Genomic DNA, 14,900 nt, shown 5'->3' with positions numbered 1-14,900 from the left:
GCTCTGGCGACAATGCCCACCCCTAACCCCGCCCCGAGGCGGGGAAGTCCTCGCCGCCGGACGGGCTCGGGGGCAGGCGCAGCAAGGCTTCGCCAGCCCCAAGCCCTCTAGCTTGATTGGGAAAGTGAGCGCGTCAATGATTCGCTTCGCCGGACGTCCCGTCCGCCATTGACCCACTCATTTTCCCTACCGACGACCGGCATCACCCACTCAAATTTCGAAAGAGGCTCATTTTTGTTCGCGGTTCAAATGAATTTGACAGGATTGAACTTGATTTCCCGATGCGTCACGATGTCTCACAAGCAAAGACCTGGCTGGTCGACGGCTATGCCGACGCTCAGATCGTGGAAAGCGGGCGGGATTGCACAGCAGGCCCATCACGCCATGTCACTTGAGCTCATCAAAATCGAGCATGGAAGCGGGAGAAACGCCGAGTGTGGCAGCCAGCACGCAGATGTTATAGAGGGCGATGTTGCGCTGGCCCCGTTCGATGCCACCAACGTACGACCGGGCGAGCCCACTTTCGAGCGCAAGGCGCTCCTGTGACCAGCCGCGCGCCTTGCGAAGCTCGACCAGGCGTTTCCCAAACAGGGCAAGGGGGTCGTACTGCATCGACATCTCGATCGGAAAGATATCGAAGCGTACGTATTTGACCTGTTTGAGGCCACGCTCTATCATGACACGCACTATGAGTGACAATTTGTATGTCGGCGGCAATAGTTTTGATATTCGACGTGGGTACGGCTCGCGATGCCGCGAGCCGATGTACCTGCCCGATTGACCCTCTTCTTGTACTGGGAGCGCAGTGAGCCAACCCGTCTCGGATCTCGCACAGCTGCTCGCGTCAATGCAGCCAGAGCTGAATGAAGGCGCCTATGTTTTTTCGTCCGTGCAGGCAGACAGGGACGTGTCGCAGCTCGCTCCCCTGGCGACGTTTCGTGAGCGCGAGGGGCTGACTGTCATCATCGATGAACCGACGGCGCTGCGCGAAGGGTTACCCGTTCTTTTCCGGGCAGCCTGGATCACGCTGAACGTCCATTCCGACCTGGAGGCTGTCGGACTCACGGCGGCGGTGGCCGACGCGCTGACGAGAGCCCGCATCAGTTGCAACGTTGTTGCTGCCGCATTTCACGATCACATTTTTGTGCCCGTGGAGCGCGCTCGGGATGCGCTTGCTCAGTTGACGGACCTCCAGGCGCGGGCAGGACAGGGCGTGCCGGGTTAGTCGGACACCCCCGGGGAAGGCTTCCTGCCCGGGTCGATCAAGTCCCGCTTCCTGGCTGAACCGACGCAACAAATTCCTGGCGAAACGCGTCAAAGAGCTGACTGATCCGTTCAGCCGTATCGCCGCCGAAGATCCGTGCGCGGCTTGCCATCATGTGCGTCAGTATCAGGGGCGACGGATCGTCCGGCGCAATGACCGCGAGGATCTGATCGCGCACGTCCGGCGTGACGATACCTGCCACGTCGCGGCCGAGCAGGGCCGCGCCGCCGATATCGGGATCATGTTCATGCCGTTCGATCAGGTCGAAGGCGTCATCGGCATACAGCCTCTCGAGATTTCCGGCCTCGCCATACCATGCCAGCAGAAAAAGCAGATCGGTTGCGTCCTTGCGATCGACCGCGTGACGATCTTTCCAGGCAATGATCTTGAGCATTGCCTGCGCTGGGAGGGAAGCGACAGGCACCACGAGATCGGCATCCATGCGTACCGGCACAGCGACCTGCAGCGCTTGTTCGAAGCCGGCGACGTTCATGCGGACGGCCTGATCGGGCGGCCAGGCGATTTCGCCGCCATCGTCTGCGATGCCCCCGAACGGTACGATATCGAGCCAGGTTCTGGCGCCGGTCTGAGGGGCCTGGTAATGCAACCGATGGGTTGCCGTGCCTCGCTGCTCGAAGTGGCCCGACGTGAGCAGCGCCGTTCTCAGCGTTTCATGGCCGGCCCAGCTTTCGATGGAAATGCCGATGTCAACATCTGCCGTGGCCCGTGTCGGGTCGATATCGTGGACGTGCGTCAGCACGATGTCGCGTGCGCTCGCCCCACCGACAAACCACTGGATACCCTTTTCGGAAGCAGTGGCAGCCACTTCACGCAAGAGGGCCACCATTTCGGGCGGAAAAGGGCGACGGGCGCGAGGCTCAAGCGGGGAGATATTGTTCACGCACTAACCGGGCCGTTTCGAGATTGCGCGAGTCGCCACTCGCCACGAGATCAGCGTAGACGAGCAGGGGCGGCGCGATGTTTTGCGGAAGTCCAGCCGCAGGCTGGAGCTGGATCGGCGACCTCAGGAATTCAATGTTGCCGTCGCGATCAGGCCGCAGGCGAGCCTTCGCGATCCACTCCCTCGGCACCTCGCTGGCACAGTATACGGTGAATGTGGCTGGTTTCAGGTATTGCGTAAGGATGGCTGCTGCTGGCTCTCCACCGAACTGGCACCGGTCGGGAAGCTCGGGAACGCTTTTCCACCAGTCGGGGATGTCGGTACGGAAGCGGCCGATCTGAAGGGATCCACGCAGCAGTGTCGGGTACAACATGGTCCATTCATCGATGAGCCGGGCTGCGTCGGTGAACTGCATACCGTGCCCGCCGGGCTGCTCGATGAGGTCGCGTCGGTCCAGCATGCCGTGAATGGCATTCTGGACCGTTCCGTGGCTGACGCCGGCAACCTGTGCGATATCCCGGTAGGTTTTTTCCAGTAGTGAGGGGACCGCGAGCAGGGCGAGCGCGACGCGTAGCGTCGATCTAGCCCAGGTTTTGCTGCGTGCCTGCGGGCTGCTATCCGGGCGCGGGCGCCCAGACACGAGAATGACGCTATCGCCTAGAAGAAGGCTGGCGTTGCCGGCAAGGTCGAGCGCATCAACCTGCATGTCGCGACACGCATTGATCATATTAGGGGACAGATACGATGTCACGAGCAGGAGCCTGTCATCGTCGCCCAGCGCGGCCTGTGCGCGGACAGCGGCCAAGGTGCCGTAGCGGTCGATCGTCCGCTTGACATGCGCGAGGCGTTTGTAGCGGCGCGCGCCGACGTGGAACTCCAATACTGCATCCGCGCCGGATCGGGGTGGCGCCTTGCGCAGGTGGACGGGAACGCCGGTCGCATCGCCGAACGCGGTGGCGGCAGCTTCCAGCAGGGGAGGCAGATCGTGGTCGGCCGGATGCATGGCAAGATCGCGTTTGTCCAAGTTTTTTCATTGTACACGTAACGTGGACGGCGCGACATTTTGGATGAGGTTAAATTTGTCCGAAAAGGAGGCATATCCACGTGACGTGGACAGGGGAAATTTTTGGACAAAGACTCTTTCTGCTGGAATTGTCGTCAACCAAAATCGTTGATGGTGCGTGCTTGCCTTCGCAAGCCCGATGGCGCTCTATGCGACTTCTAGGCACCGCGGGCGGTGCAGCCGCAGCGCTTTTGGCATTCCATTCGCGGATGAACTTGTCCACCACCTCGAAGCACAGGCATTCATCGTGTCCGACACCCATGCAGGCGCCACGGCGTCGCGATTGACGCCGAACAATAAAGGAAACGACCGATGACGATGCAGGCCATGCCAATCCCGAAGAACGGCTCTTGTCCGTCCGGCTATCACTCGGACGGCAACATGAGCGTGCCGAACGCCAACGCCAAGCCAGTCATCCCGAAAAATGGCTCGTGCCCCTCGGGTTGGCACAGTGACGGCAACTATTGCGTGGCCAACAGCGAACCCGAAAAACGTCTTGCCCAAGAGTGGCTCCTGCCCTTCGGGTTACCACTCGGACGGCAACTACTGCGTCCAGAACTGAGCGAACGCCCATCGCGCCTCATCCGGCGCTGCTCGTCGACCGGGGCGGCGCGAGAGGGTTGCTAGGGCTGCGCAAAGAATCAGGCATCGACGGCGCCTGGTGCGGCTGAAGACTCCGATCTTCGTCGTGTGTTGAGCGGTCGCCGGTGCAGCCAGTCGACCGCTTTTTTTCGTCTGCGGTGGCGACGTGCGCAGAGCCACCGATCGTCTCGGTTAAATGGTCGACAGGATGCCCATGGGTGCGGTCAAATGGCGGGTCCGTGGACGTTGAACTCCAACACCCGCGAGCACGGCGCCCGACGCGGCACGAACTTTATTGTTGGAAAACACAAGGCACCCCATGAGCAACGATCGCGAAGCATCGTTCGAGTCCATTGAAGAGACGCCCGCAAGCCCAAAATCTATCTCCGCTCAGACCATCCGCAGGAAGCCGGCGAGCAAACGGGCCGCGGTCAATGAGTTTCAGGCGCGGATGCTTGCGCTTCTAATCGACACACTCGAAAGGGCGGCGCTGCAACATTTCGGAGCGCAAGGCCACGAGCGTCTGTCCGTGGAAAAACACGGGGAATTCACCGCATTGCCCGAATACCGACTGTTCGTGGAGGGTTCTTACGCGGGCGGGTTTGTGTGCACAGACTTCGCGCCCGGCGGCCCTACCATCGAGCGCGGCGTGCGCGTTGAAGACGCGGTCGGTTCGTGGTCGTTTTTTGAACTGCGCCACTACGTGCACACGCTGTTGCGTTCGGAGCGCTGGGCGGACGGTTATTCAAGCCCAATCCTTGAAGCGTTGATCCAAGGTGTTCTGCAAGCGATAAGCCGGAGGCTTGCAAACGACGACACCCTCTACGAACCGCTTTGACGATCCCGATGACCGCGCCGCCGCTCAGTGCACGCGCGCTGCGTCGGCTACCGAGGGATACGCGCCGCATGGGCGGTTACCGCTTTTCGCAGCTCTTCACGAACAACCTTGTCGACGCCGACGCCGGTCGCGAAATCCGCTGCGGCGAACAGTTTGAGCAGTTGCTCGGGCGCGGTCGCCGTGCACTCTATCGCATCCCGGAGCGACGATATGGAGATGCGCGGCGAAATCAGCAGAGCAGGCGTGGACAGATGTTGGCGCCACATGGCGGCAAAGTGTCGAGCGATCGGCGTGAGCATCGCGTCGAATATCAACCGCACTGTGGATTTCAAAAGCCATAGCGACACGACGCTCTGAGCGCGCGCCGTCAAACCGGGCTCACGACTCGACACGGTGAGCAGTCGGCACACGGCGCCAAGCCTGGCCAGGAACTCTGCATTTCGATCAAAGAAGACAGCTCTCGCACTTGACCCGGCGATCGAGAACGCGAGGAGGGCGCGCTCAGCCGCCGCTTGCAAGTGCCGTCCGTCCGGGCTCTGTGAAAAAGTCTCGGCCCAGTGCGCGGCGAGCAATTGAGGCGAGCCTCCATCAAGCTCACGCAGCCACAGCGCACCGACAAGCACGGCATCGAGGCCTAGTGTGGCGGTCCGGTCGAGGTCTGCCATCGAGCCGGTGTAGGGCGCGAGAGCGCTTGCGCCGATTTGCTGTTGGGCAAGTGTGGCCCAATGCGCACGGCTCAAACCCATCAGCGTCTCGGCGAGTTCTTCAAACCTGCCGCTCGTGACCGCCTCGTTGCACCTGAGCGACCAATATTGAAATCCAGCAGCCGGAATCTTGCTTGCTTCGAGTTGCGTGCGCAGGGCGGTCGTTTTGTCGCTGGACACGCCGAGCAAGGAGGCGATTTCGGCGAGCATGGCGCCGGACACGTCGAACGAGTTGCTGGGCAGGTCTGCAATCCCCTTGTCTCGGTCGGGATTGCTGCACTGACCGAGCACCGGCTGGGCTGCGCTTTCGCCGAAGTCGGGCCGCAGCTGGCCGAGCATCCAGAACAAAATGTGGCCACCGAGCTTTTTTGCGGCGAACAGCGCGAATTCATCGCGCGGGTCAAAATCGTTCCGCAGAGCGTCGAGCCCCGCATACGCCAACGCCACGGTCCTGGACCACGCGCCGTTTTTAAACGCGCAGTAAGCCGCGTCGAACCAGGCACCGCCCGCCGTGGCCGGCATTTTCATTTCGCGGGCCAAGTTGCCGGCGTCTTGGAACCATGCGGACGCGCTCTCATAGTCACCATTGAGGCCGGCAGCAATCCCCGCCTTGCGCAGCGAATAGGGATCTCGGACGCCGTTCTCGATGGGAGCGCTGGGGCGCCCAAGCGATTTCTGCCAGAGTTCGAGCGCGTCTTTATAGCGTTCGCGCTGAAATAGGGCGTTCCCCTCCTGCGCGATCAGCAGAGGCGACTGGCCGAACCGAATGGCGGCATCACGAAGGCAAGCGATAGCCTCGTCGTGGTTGTCCAGGTGCTCATCGTAAATGAGCGCGAGCACACGAGCGGCGGGAGCGCCAAGGCCCGCACAATTCCATTCGGTGGCGAGCTCGATCATTCTTCGCAAGGTCGCCACAGCGAAATCCCAACGTGGTCCGTCGCGGTTGGCCTCAGCAAGCCATGGCCGATCCGCGAAGAGATGGTTCTGGCGGACAAATGGAATGTCGAATGCCTTCAACATACGACTGCGTGCCGTCGGATCGGCGTGTTCCAACGCGCTCAGCAGCTCATCTTGGAAGTCGATGCTGTCGCAACGCGCTTGCATGAACATGAAAAGCGCTGCGACAAGGTCTCCCGCGCCTTCGTGGCCGCCCGCGGATAGATCGGCGGGAAGCCCTTGGGGCAGGGCCTCCGGAGGAATCAAGTGTTCAACGCGGACCAGCTCGTCGAGCGCCTGAATCAGCATCGACGCCGGAAAATAGCCCTCGGTTGCCGAGGCGATCGCGAACGCCCTCAGTAGCCCGCTGCCATCGCGCATCAGCCCATCCGGTAGTCGGGCAATTTCTTCGCCCCACTCGCGCGCGATATCGGCCACTTGGCTGGGATCTTGATGTTGAGCGACGCGAAATTGCAGCAGTTTCAGAAGGACGAGATTTTTCCCGCTAAAACGAGACTCCGCAGCTGCGGCCTTGCCTCGCGCGACGAACATAATTGGCGCGATTCGTTCATACACAATGTCGCGCGACTTGCCGTCCTCCATGACCAGGCCGGTCAGACAGTGAGAGAAGCGGTGGTCGTCGGCGCTCTGGAAAGCGTGCATGAACATCGGAAAAGCTTGGTCTACGCTGATCGAGCGCCTGCGGATGATCGCGTCGAAAAGACAGGCGTGAGCTTGTTCGACTCTCGCAGGCGGCCACGCGGAAGCCGCTTGCCCGGCCAACAGCGCCGTCACGCGGTAGCCACTGGAGCCTTGGCGTTCAATCCACCGGCCAGCAAGGCGATCTAACGCGTCACCGGGCGTGGCGAGATTCGCCAGTTCAGAGCCAACGATGAGCACGGCGTCGCGATCGAGTGGGGTGAGGGCGAGGCTCAGAGCATAGAGCAACTCTCGGTCGGTCTTAGGCACCGTTCTCGCGGCCTCTTGTCGCGCGTATTGCTTGGCCTCTTCGATACTTCGTGGTGGCGTGGTCAATGCCGACGCCGTGAGAGGCGGCCAACCCTCGTCGCGAAGTTCAAGACCGCGAAGATGAACCAATTTGGGATGCCCACCCCCGGTTTGCGCCAAGATCATCGTGGCCCAACCCTTGCACAATGGTTCTGGGCATCCGAGCGACGCCACAAACTCCTCAGTTTCGTCTTGCGACAAATCGGACACGGCATGCAAGGCAATCGACGCCGTCCTCACCCGTGGATCAACGACCTCGGGGTGAACACCCTTGGCGGTGAGCAGGAGCGCATGACCGCGGGCCGAACACTCGCCGACGATTGCGTTCAGGCGCGTCCAGATCGCTTGGTCCATAGCGGTCGCGACCGGGACGTCGTCAAGAACAATGACCTGCCGTGGGGCGAGGCCTCGAATTTGAACGAGCAGTCGCTCCAACGTAGCGGACAAAGAAGACCGGTCGAGCGATGACAAATCCAACCAATAATCGGCTCCGCCCAGAGCTCGGGACGCAAGGTTGGCGAGGGTGGTTTTCCCCCGGCCTTCAGATCCCACAATCAACACGGCGCGGGACGACTGCACGATGGCTTTGACGAGTGCCGACCGCGGCAGAGCCGAATCCGGCAGCAGGGGCGGCCCGATTCCGAGACTTGCGGGCTCGAATGTCATGGCGCCGCCTGCGGGCGCGACACCGGTTGGTGAAAACAGCGCGTTGCTGAACTGCGCCAACGCAACGTGCGTCATGGGGACGCTCACGCTGGTCTTTGCCTCGAAGGCCACAAGCTTGTCTTCGATCGTCAGGCTGCGCAGAGCAGGCGTCGGTTGGGCAGCCGTCTCGCGACAGCGAGCTAATAGGCCATCCACCGCCGCAACGGATGCTGTGGCGGTGATATCGCGAGCGACGCCTAACTGGACGGCAAGCCGTTCGACGCTCAACCGAACAGCATCCGTATCGGGTTCGTCGGTGAACCAATGAATGTGCGCTAACAACTGCTCACGCAGTTGGGCACCGCTTGCCGTCGCGAGGAAAGCGTTGAGCGCGGGCGTCTTGAAGGGCGACTTGAAAAAGCGGCCGACCGCCAGCGCGGCGTCATCGTCGCCCGCTGCGGCGCGCCTCCAAACTTCGAGGCCTTTTTCCTTTCCGAATGGCTTCGACTTTTCGAAGCGGATGCCCCCGCGCGTCAAGAAACGCATCGAGAGCGCAGAACGATCCGCATTGCGTGCGCGCAGAAGCCAGAAATTCTCGATCGCCTCCCGAACATCCGACGACCCCACCGAGATGTCCTTCGGCGAATTCTTGATTTGGCTGGTCTCCGCGCCTCGTTCGTCAACCAGGTCGAAGTCCTCGGCGCATTCGAGATACAAGGTCTGCCCGTCGGTTAGCCGCATCCAGGCCTCGACCGAGCGCCAGATCTGGTAGTCGTATCCACGCAGGGACGCGATTGCTTGGCGAGCAGCGTCGCCCACCAGGGGGACATGGGTCGGTGATGGCCTTGGAGAACTCACGGGCGCGGATCCTCGGCGATCCGGCTTCCCTGAATCTTGGCGGCGCGGCGCAGAGCGGCCAGTGCTGTGGCCAGTCGCTGCGCACCCGGAATGAGCGACGCGCCCGTGTCTATCCCTTGTGTCGGAGCGATCGCTTTGGATGCTGCGCAGGCGGAAGTGGGTTGTCGCATTGGCCGAGCGAGGCGTTGATCTGAGGAAGCTGCGTCGATTCTACGCGGAGCTCGGCAGGAGCGCATCTGCTCGACTCGTCGATTCATTTGGCCTTCGCTTCGGTTCCGCCGGCGTCGAGGCGCGGCGGAGCACGCTCATCGACTCACCGGCGCGAAGCGCCGTTCACCCACGCCTCGCGTGTCCAAGACTCTGGGGTTCTCAGGCTCAAGCGTTTCACCTTGTCGACGATTTCAGGCAATTTCGCGGACCAGTAAGCACGCTCACGATCAAGGACGAGATATCGAGCCAAGCTGACCATTTTCGTCAATGCACGATCCACTCGTCCAAGCCACAACGTGAGGTCGAATTCGGACACATTGCCCGCATTTTCTGGCCGCCAATCGTCAAGGGACGAGAAGTCATGGCCCAGAAACAGCGTTTGGGCGAGCGCCTTGCACAGGCGCCGGCAGTCCACAACGAGATCACGCAGTGCGGTGAGCCGATTCGCATCGTCGACCGGCATGTGAGGGTCTCTCCGATAGTTGCGCTCTTGAAAGTGATGGAACGTGTCTTGGAAGTTGAGCAGTTCGCCAATCGCAGCATCGCGTCGTTCGAGATTCTCCTCGGCCGAAACGTCCAAAATGAATGCGTGATCGGATCGGTCCAGAACTTGAAGATCCCGCTCGAGGTGGAAAGGGATGGGCTTTCCCTCCAACAGCGTCGCATAGTGGGCGCGCATATACGATTTTGCGGGCACTTAGTACGCGCTTTTCTCGCTGACGTCCACGACCACCAGCATCACGGCGTTGGCTTGGCGGAGCCAGTAGTGCGCGGTCGAAACCTTGACCCGCCGATAGGTCATTCGCCCGTCCTGTGTCCAGGGAATCGCGTGCAGACCCTTGACCTGAATCAGAGCCTTCGGGCCCGTCACGCGGCCCTCACTCGAATACTCGATCTCGAAGTCGAGCCCGTAGTCCCGTTCGATTTTTCGCTGAATCCACCAGGGATGGAGCAGGTCTCTGAATACGAGTTCGACCTGTTGGTCGATGACGTGAGCGGCCGTGAACTGAGGCAGAGGGATGTCGTCGGGTTCGAAAGGGTCTGTGGAGGCCATGGCGGTCAGGGGCGTCTTGTCGTCTTTTGGCGCAGATCCAGTTGCGCGATTCAGTCGGCGCATCGCGCTCGATTGGGGTCTCAGAGTGGAGCAGTGTATCGCGGCTCGCGCGGAACGACGGGCCGAGTCTGCGGCATCCGCCCGTCGGCATCCCGCAGCCGACTGTCGCTCGCGGGTGGCGCGTGTATTGCACCGGCGACGCCGCGCGATAGCGTGGGGCCGTCTCGCCGTCGGGCGATTTTGACGCCGTCCGTGTCGATCCGTCCGCCGGCCCACGATGCCTTGCGCCCACCCCAATCCGCCAATCATCAACACGCCTTCCTTCGCGCTGCCCTTGTGCTTCCCGCCGGTCGCCGGCTTTGTCGCGACCTCCGTCGACGGCTCGACGTGGGCGCATGAGCGCGCACTCCTCCATGAGATGGTCCAGCAACCCGGCGGGCAGGTCGCGAAAGAAGCGATCGACTTGGCCACCGGCGTCAGCGTGCACTTCTCGACCGGTTGGCGCGCGGGCGTGGCGCGTGCCGCAAAGGACCTTTACGTCGGGCGCCTGGATTCGCTCAATCCTTTCGTGTCGGCCACGCTCCCGTGCGCGACAGAGCCCGCGGCGTGGGACGAGCTCGCCCTAGCCATGGCGTTGCATCAGCCCGGCCGCTTTTTGGCGATACTCGAACTCGCTGCGCGCGTCGTTGTGACGCCGAGGGCGCCGGCTCGTGGCCGCCGGCGTGCCGCTCACGGCGGACGGCTTCGGCCGCACCCCGTTGATGATGGCCGCCGCGATGGTGCGATAAACGGGCAGCGATGCCTTGGTGGAGTGGATGCTCGCGATCGGCGCCGATCCCAGGTAGCGCGATCACGAAGGGCGCACGGCGTCCATGTTCGCGGCCCATGCCCATTCGCACGTCTGCATCGAGTTGCTTGCGCTGGTCAGCGACGTGGACGCGAAGGACACCGAAGGCCGATGCGCGGCGCAGATCGCGGCCGAAGTGGGTGAACAGGCCCCACTGGTCTCCACGAGAGACGACGTCTTCGCCGACTTCTTTTACCGGGATGTTTCGGAGTCGGCCCATCGGGAGCACGACCCTTACTGGAGAGCGCCGCGCGTCCATCGGATTGAGCAAGAGGCGCTGCGGCGCGCGGCCGCCCGGGGCATGAACACGAGCAGCCTCTCTCGCGCCGAAAACGCTGGCCGATCAACCCGCCGTTTGTGATCGAGCCGAGGCGCCTCGAACCCGGAGTCCAACAGGACTTGCGCGCGATGCCGACGCTCGACGACGCCTCACCACCAGCGCCCGGCTATCGACCGAAGCGTGCCATCCGGGGCGGACCGCCGGGTGTTGTCCGTACCGCACGTGCTTCCTGGCCAGCAGCGCGGAAGACAAGAGCGGGATCCAGCCGGTCGACAACCACATAGGGCGGGTCCGGTCGCCAGTGGAGAAGCACGACGCCTCCCGGGGTGTCGGCGAAGATGGCGGGCACGCGTTTCGGATCGTCAAACTGCAGGTAGATTCGCTGGCCGTCGTCGAATACCTGATAGGGCCGGACTGCGGCGTCACCGCCCAGATGCCAGTCAAAATCGTAGACCGGTGCCGTCGCGGTCGGTGGTTCGGCGCAAGCTGATTGAAGCAGACAGGCAGTGAGCAGCACGGTTGCAGGAAGCAGGGCGGCGAAGGGTTTCATCGATGGCAACTCCCGTCAGTGGTGCCGGGCGGCAGCAGCATGTCGTGCTGCGTGATGAACGTGATGCGCTGACCCGGCTCCAGCCGCAGCGTGGGCTGGATGTTCATGTTGCGTTGAAGGATCGTCTGCGTGGTCTGGGATAGCGATTGCGCCGCTGCCTCCGACAGATCGGTCGACATGCCGCCGTTGATGTTGATCGTCGTGCCGTTCGACTGGCTCTGGTTGTGACCGATCCAGGCCGCTACACCCGCGATCAGGAACGTCGATCCAAAGATCTTGAAGAAGTGGTTGTTGACGTCCGCGCTGACACCCGCTTCACCGTCAGGATCGTTGCCGGTCAGCCCGTCGAGCCGCATCGAGGCGTGGCGGAAGATCATCCGCGTGGCGGCCATCAGCATCAGGTCCTGACCGATCGCCACATCGTTGTTCGTGCGACCCAGGATCCGCGTTCCCTTCGGAATCAGCAGGCAGCTTCCGTCGATGCTGTCGTAGATGTCGCGATCGACCATCGCGCGGAAAGTACCGGGCATATCGCTCTTCGCGCCCTGCAGGATCACGGTGGAAATCGGTGTACCGCCCATCACCATGAACGGCGAACTGACAGGAATCGGGACCAGCGGTGCGCTGTCGTCGTTTCCCTCGCCCTGCTGCCGGATCCAGTCGGCGTTTCGATGATCCGTCGCACTGGATGCGCTCACGGAGGACGGTCCCGATGGGGGCGATTCGCCGCCGCTCTCAGAGGCGTGGCCCGCCGCCGTTTGCTGGTCCAGGTGTTGCGACAGGTTGTCCGCGATGTGATCGAGTGGCGAGCCGTTGCCGGCGGGCGCGTTGCTGGTGCCGCTGCCAGTGTCTTCGTAGGCGACGAGCGACTGGCTCTGCATGGCTTCGATCTGCCGCTGCAAGGCGAGGCGATCGGCATCGCCCGATCCCGATGCTTCACCACCATTCCGGTAGTTTCGGGGAAGTGGTCCGCTGTCGTCTCCGGGTGCGCCCTTTGGGATGCCGTCGAGTGGCGTGCCGCCCAGCGGGGCGCTCGCGCCCGATGCTGCGTCACCCGCACGAGCCAGTGCCAGGTTGCGCTGGTCCTCGAGGCGCTTGCGGATCGCATCGGACGAAGCCTTGGGCTGCCGGGCGTCCGCCTCGATTTGTTCACGCTCGCGCCGTTCGGCCGCGGTCTCGTGGGGATGGGACAGCGCATGGACGAGCACGATTGCGAGCAGCGCCGAGCACAGGACAATCAGCAGCGTTTTTGCGAGATTGCGGCGAATACGCGTAAGCTTCGCCGGTTCCTGCGTGAGCGGAGCGTCGCTGTTTTCGGGAGCGGCCATGGTCACGGCTTCCCGTAGACGTTCTTCATGCGGGCCGGGTCACAGCCGAACAGGCTACACCCGTGACCGCGACCGTTGAAGACCCGGACTTCCTCCTTGCCGCGTCTGAGCAGCAGACCGTACGTCGTGATCTGCTGCACTTCGAAGAAGTCGTCCCCGAGCGGGATGAAGCTCGCGATCTCGGCCTGGCCTTTTTCATCCATGACGAGGATCGCAGGCAGCTCGGCATGGTGAGGAAACTGCAGGTACGTGAAGCGCCCGTCATCGAACACGGTCACCGGAGCGAATGGTGCGCTACCTTCGACCCGATAGTCGAAGTTTGCTTGATCGAGGGGGATGCGCGGGCCAGCCGCGCGCGCGTCGCCTGAGGCGGATGAGTCCGCTGGTGTGCCTCCATCCGCCCGCGCCGCGGAATTGGCGCCTGGAACGTTGCCCGGGTATTCGATGCCGAAGGGCGAGACCTGTCCCGCGGTCATCTGCGCGTCGGTATCCAGATAGTGCCAGGAGACGCGTTGATACGCCGCGTCATGGTCCGACGAACGGAGGTCCAGTTCGTAGCGCCGGCGCGTCGTGATGACCGTCGCTGCATTGTCGAGTGCGGGCAGGCGCGCCTCGATGAATACGTCGCGCTTCGTGAGGGCCGTATGTTCGAGCCAGCGCTTGCCGGTGTCGGACAGGTAGACACCAACGACTTCTTCGTCGGGACCGAACACCAGATGGGTCTCTTCGTTCGTGCGCACGAGGACCGGATACCGGTAATCCGGATCAAAGTCATAGACCACCAGCGACGAATCATCTGGTGCAGGGTACGGGCCGTTGATATGAGCTCGGGACGCAGACGCGCGGGAAGTCGAGGGATTCGGGGCTCGTAGATGCGGCGCTGGCGTGGGCCTCGCATTCACAGTCGGCTGCGAGGTGATGGCTGTCACCGCACTGGCCGGCAGAGGTGCAGGGGGCGTTGGTTCTGACGCTGCGACCTGCGCCGCGGCTGAGCAGATGCCTGTGGTGAACAATGCCGCGCAGCACGCGGCGGAAACGACGGGATTCATTGCGTTGCTCCCGGATTGACGCCCGCATAGGGCGTGAGGCCGAAGTGGGTGATGCGCAGCCCGATCGGGTTGTCCTTTTCTTCGCCGGGTTTCAGCGTTTCGGGCGCGAGCAGGAAGCTGGCCGTGAGCAGCATCTGTTTGGGTCGGGACGGTTTGCCGTTGACGCTCTCGATCAGCGTGAAGATCAGGTAAGCGACCTGACCGTCCGGCGAGAACGACGTCGAGTTCTCGACGAATTCGCGCGTGAGCCCCGGCGTTTGCACGACGCGCTGCGCGACCGGATCGGTTACGGTGATGTACGTTTCGAGTTCCTGCGTAGCGGCACCCGACGTCCAGCCGAACGCTGCCGGTATCTGACGGGCGAGGGTATCCTGGCTGTCCGCCTCGATCGTGAACGCGCGCGAGGCCCACTTCACGAGGAAATAACGCTTGTTCGCCGCAGTGACAGAGTAGGTTTCCGCATAACGGTCCGAAACCCACACTGCGCCGCTTTTCTCGTCGTGCTCGACAAAATAGGGGCGGGGGCCGCTGTGCATGCTCTGCACGATCAGCGCGGCACATTCGCCGGCAGCAACCAGCGCGAATGCGGCAGCCACCTTGATCGCGAGCCGCTTTTCCCAGATGGGGCGCTGGAATGCCGCAAACCAGGCGGAGACCGCCTCACCCGTATTCGGTGGTGGCGCGAGATCGGCGCCCGATATCTCGGTGCCAGAAGAGGGCTGCACGCGTTTGCCCATCGCCTAGTCCCTCCGGCACGGGCACGCCCGCGGTGCTACACTGGGA

14 protein-coding genes are annotated in these 14,900 nt (G+C 62.6%); 4 read left to right on the top strand and 10 right to left on the bottom strand.

All coding sequences use genetic code 11. The annotated features are described in order from the left end of the window. Nucleotides 1–387: 387 nt before the first annotated feature. Nucleotides 388–678, bottom strand: a complete 291-nt coding sequence (locus tag AB3X98_RS20195) for a helix-turn-helix domain-containing protein (protein ID WP_238558633.1) — start codon at nucleotides 676–678, stop codon at nucleotides 388–390. 127 nt (nucleotides 679–805) lie between these two features. Between AB3X98_RS20195 and AB3X98_RS20190 the strand changes: the two genes are divergently transcribed. After that, nucleotides 806–1,225, top strand: a complete 420-nt coding sequence (locus tag AB3X98_RS20190) for an ACT domain-containing protein (RefSeq protein ID WP_107153642.1) — start codon at nucleotides 806–808, stop codon at nucleotides 1,223–1,225. A gap of 37 nt (nucleotides 1,226–1,262) precedes the next feature. Here AB3X98_RS20190 and AB3X98_RS20185 read toward each other — a convergent pair whose 3' ends face one another. Both AB3X98_RS20185 and AB3X98_RS20180 read right to left on the bottom strand, forming a co-directional pair. After that, nucleotides 1,263–2,111 (bottom strand): nucleotidyl transferase AbiEii/AbiGii toxin family protein, encoded by an 849-nt coding sequence (locus AB3X98_RS20185; RefSeq protein WP_368604368.1) that lies wholly within the window; start codon nucleotides 2,109–2,111, stop codon nucleotides 1,263–1,265. A gap of 31 nt (nucleotides 2,112–2,142) precedes the next feature. Continuing rightward, nucleotides 2,143–3,168, bottom strand: a complete 1,026-nt coding sequence (locus AB3X98_RS20180; RefSeq protein WP_368604369.1) for a type IV toxin-antitoxin system AbiEi family antitoxin — start codon at nucleotides 3,166–3,168, stop codon at nucleotides 2,143–2,145. Between the two features lie 372 nt (nucleotides 3,169–3,540). Between AB3X98_RS20180 and AB3X98_RS20175 the strand changes: the two genes are divergently transcribed. Next, complete coding sequence (locus tag AB3X98_RS20175) at nucleotides 3,541–3,855, top strand: hypothetical protein (protein ID WP_368604332.1); 315 nt, start codon at nucleotides 3,541–3,543, stop codon at nucleotides 3,853–3,855. Nucleotides 3,856–4,129: 274 nt separating this feature from the next. After that, complete coding sequence (locus tag AB3X98_RS20170) at nucleotides 4,130–4,648, top strand: hypothetical protein (RefSeq protein WP_368604333.1); 519 nt, start codon at nucleotides 4,130–4,132, stop codon at nucleotides 4,646–4,648. A gap of 47 nt (nucleotides 4,649–4,695) precedes the next feature. Here the strand turns inward: AB3X98_RS20170 and AB3X98_RS20165 are convergent, their stop codons facing one another. The 3 genes from AB3X98_RS20165 to AB3X98_RS20155 form a co-directional block, all read right to left on the bottom strand. After that, nucleotides 4,696–8,799: a hypothetical protein gene (locus AB3X98_RS20165; RefSeq protein ID WP_368604334.1), complete on the bottom strand. Its 4,104-nt coding sequence runs from the start codon at nucleotides 8,797–8,799 to the stop codon at nucleotides 4,696–4,698. Nucleotides 8,800–9,112: 313 nt separating this feature from the next. Then, entirely contained in the window at nucleotides 9,113–9,688 is a 576-nt protein-coding gene (locus AB3X98_RS20160) for a hypothetical protein (protein ID WP_368604335.1), read from the bottom strand. A gap of 18 nt (nucleotides 9,689–9,706) precedes the next feature. Continuing rightward, nucleotides 9,707–10,126 carry a DUF4365 domain-containing protein gene (locus tag AB3X98_RS20155; RefSeq protein ID WP_368604336.1) on the bottom strand — a complete coding sequence of 140 codons (420 nt, stop codon included), beginning with the start codon at nucleotides 10,124–10,126 and terminating at the stop codon, nucleotides 9,707–9,709. Nucleotides 10,127–10,935: 809 nt separating this feature from the next. On the opposite strand from AB3X98_RS20155, the gene AB3X98_RS20150 reads away from it, so the two are divergent. Then, a complete protein-coding gene (locus AB3X98_RS20150) occupies nucleotides 10,936–11,271 on the top strand; it encodes a hypothetical protein (protein WP_368604337.1) in 336 nt (111 codons plus the stop codon). An 85-nt stretch (nucleotides 11,272–11,356) separates the two neighbouring features. Here the strand turns inward: AB3X98_RS20150 and AB3X98_RS20145 are convergent, their stop codons facing one another. From AB3X98_RS20145 to AB3X98_RS20130, 4 genes are all read right to left on the bottom strand, one after another. Continuing rightward, nucleotides 11,357–11,740: a TrbG/VirB9 family P-type conjugative transfer protein gene (locus tag AB3X98_RS20145; RefSeq protein ID WP_368604338.1), complete on the bottom strand. Its 384-nt coding sequence runs from the start codon at nucleotides 11,738–11,740 to the stop codon at nucleotides 11,357–11,359. After that, a complete protein-coding gene (locus AB3X98_RS20140; protein ID WP_368604339.1) occupies nucleotides 11,737–12,948 on the bottom strand; it encodes a TrbI/VirB10 family protein in 1,212 nt (403 codons plus the stop codon). The genes AB3X98_RS20145 and AB3X98_RS20140 overlap by 4 nt, the downstream gene beginning before the upstream one ends. Nucleotides 12,949–13,070: 122 nt before the next feature. Further along, the gene (locus tag AB3X98_RS20135) at nucleotides 13,071–14,117 is read right to left on the bottom strand and encodes a TrbG/VirB9 family P-type conjugative transfer protein (RefSeq protein ID WP_368604340.1); all 1,047 of its coding nucleotides are present in this window, start codon (nucleotides 14,115–14,117) and stop codon (nucleotides 13,071–13,073) included. Next, nucleotides 14,114–14,854 carry a VirB8/TrbF family protein gene (locus AB3X98_RS20130; protein WP_368604341.1) on the bottom strand — a complete coding sequence of 247 codons (741 nt, stop codon included), beginning with the start codon at nucleotides 14,852–14,854 and terminating at the stop codon, nucleotides 14,114–14,116. The genes AB3X98_RS20135 and AB3X98_RS20130 overlap by 4 nt, the downstream gene beginning before the upstream one ends. Nucleotides 14,855–14,900: the final 46 nt, after the last annotated feature.

This window comes from Paraburkholderia sp. BR14312 (genome assembly GCF_040948675.1).
GTDB lineage: Bacteria > Pseudomonadota > Gammaproteobacteria > Burkholderiales > Burkholderiaceae > Paraburkholderia > Paraburkholderia nodosa_A.
This window is presented reverse-complemented; position numbering and strand designations above follow the sequence as displayed.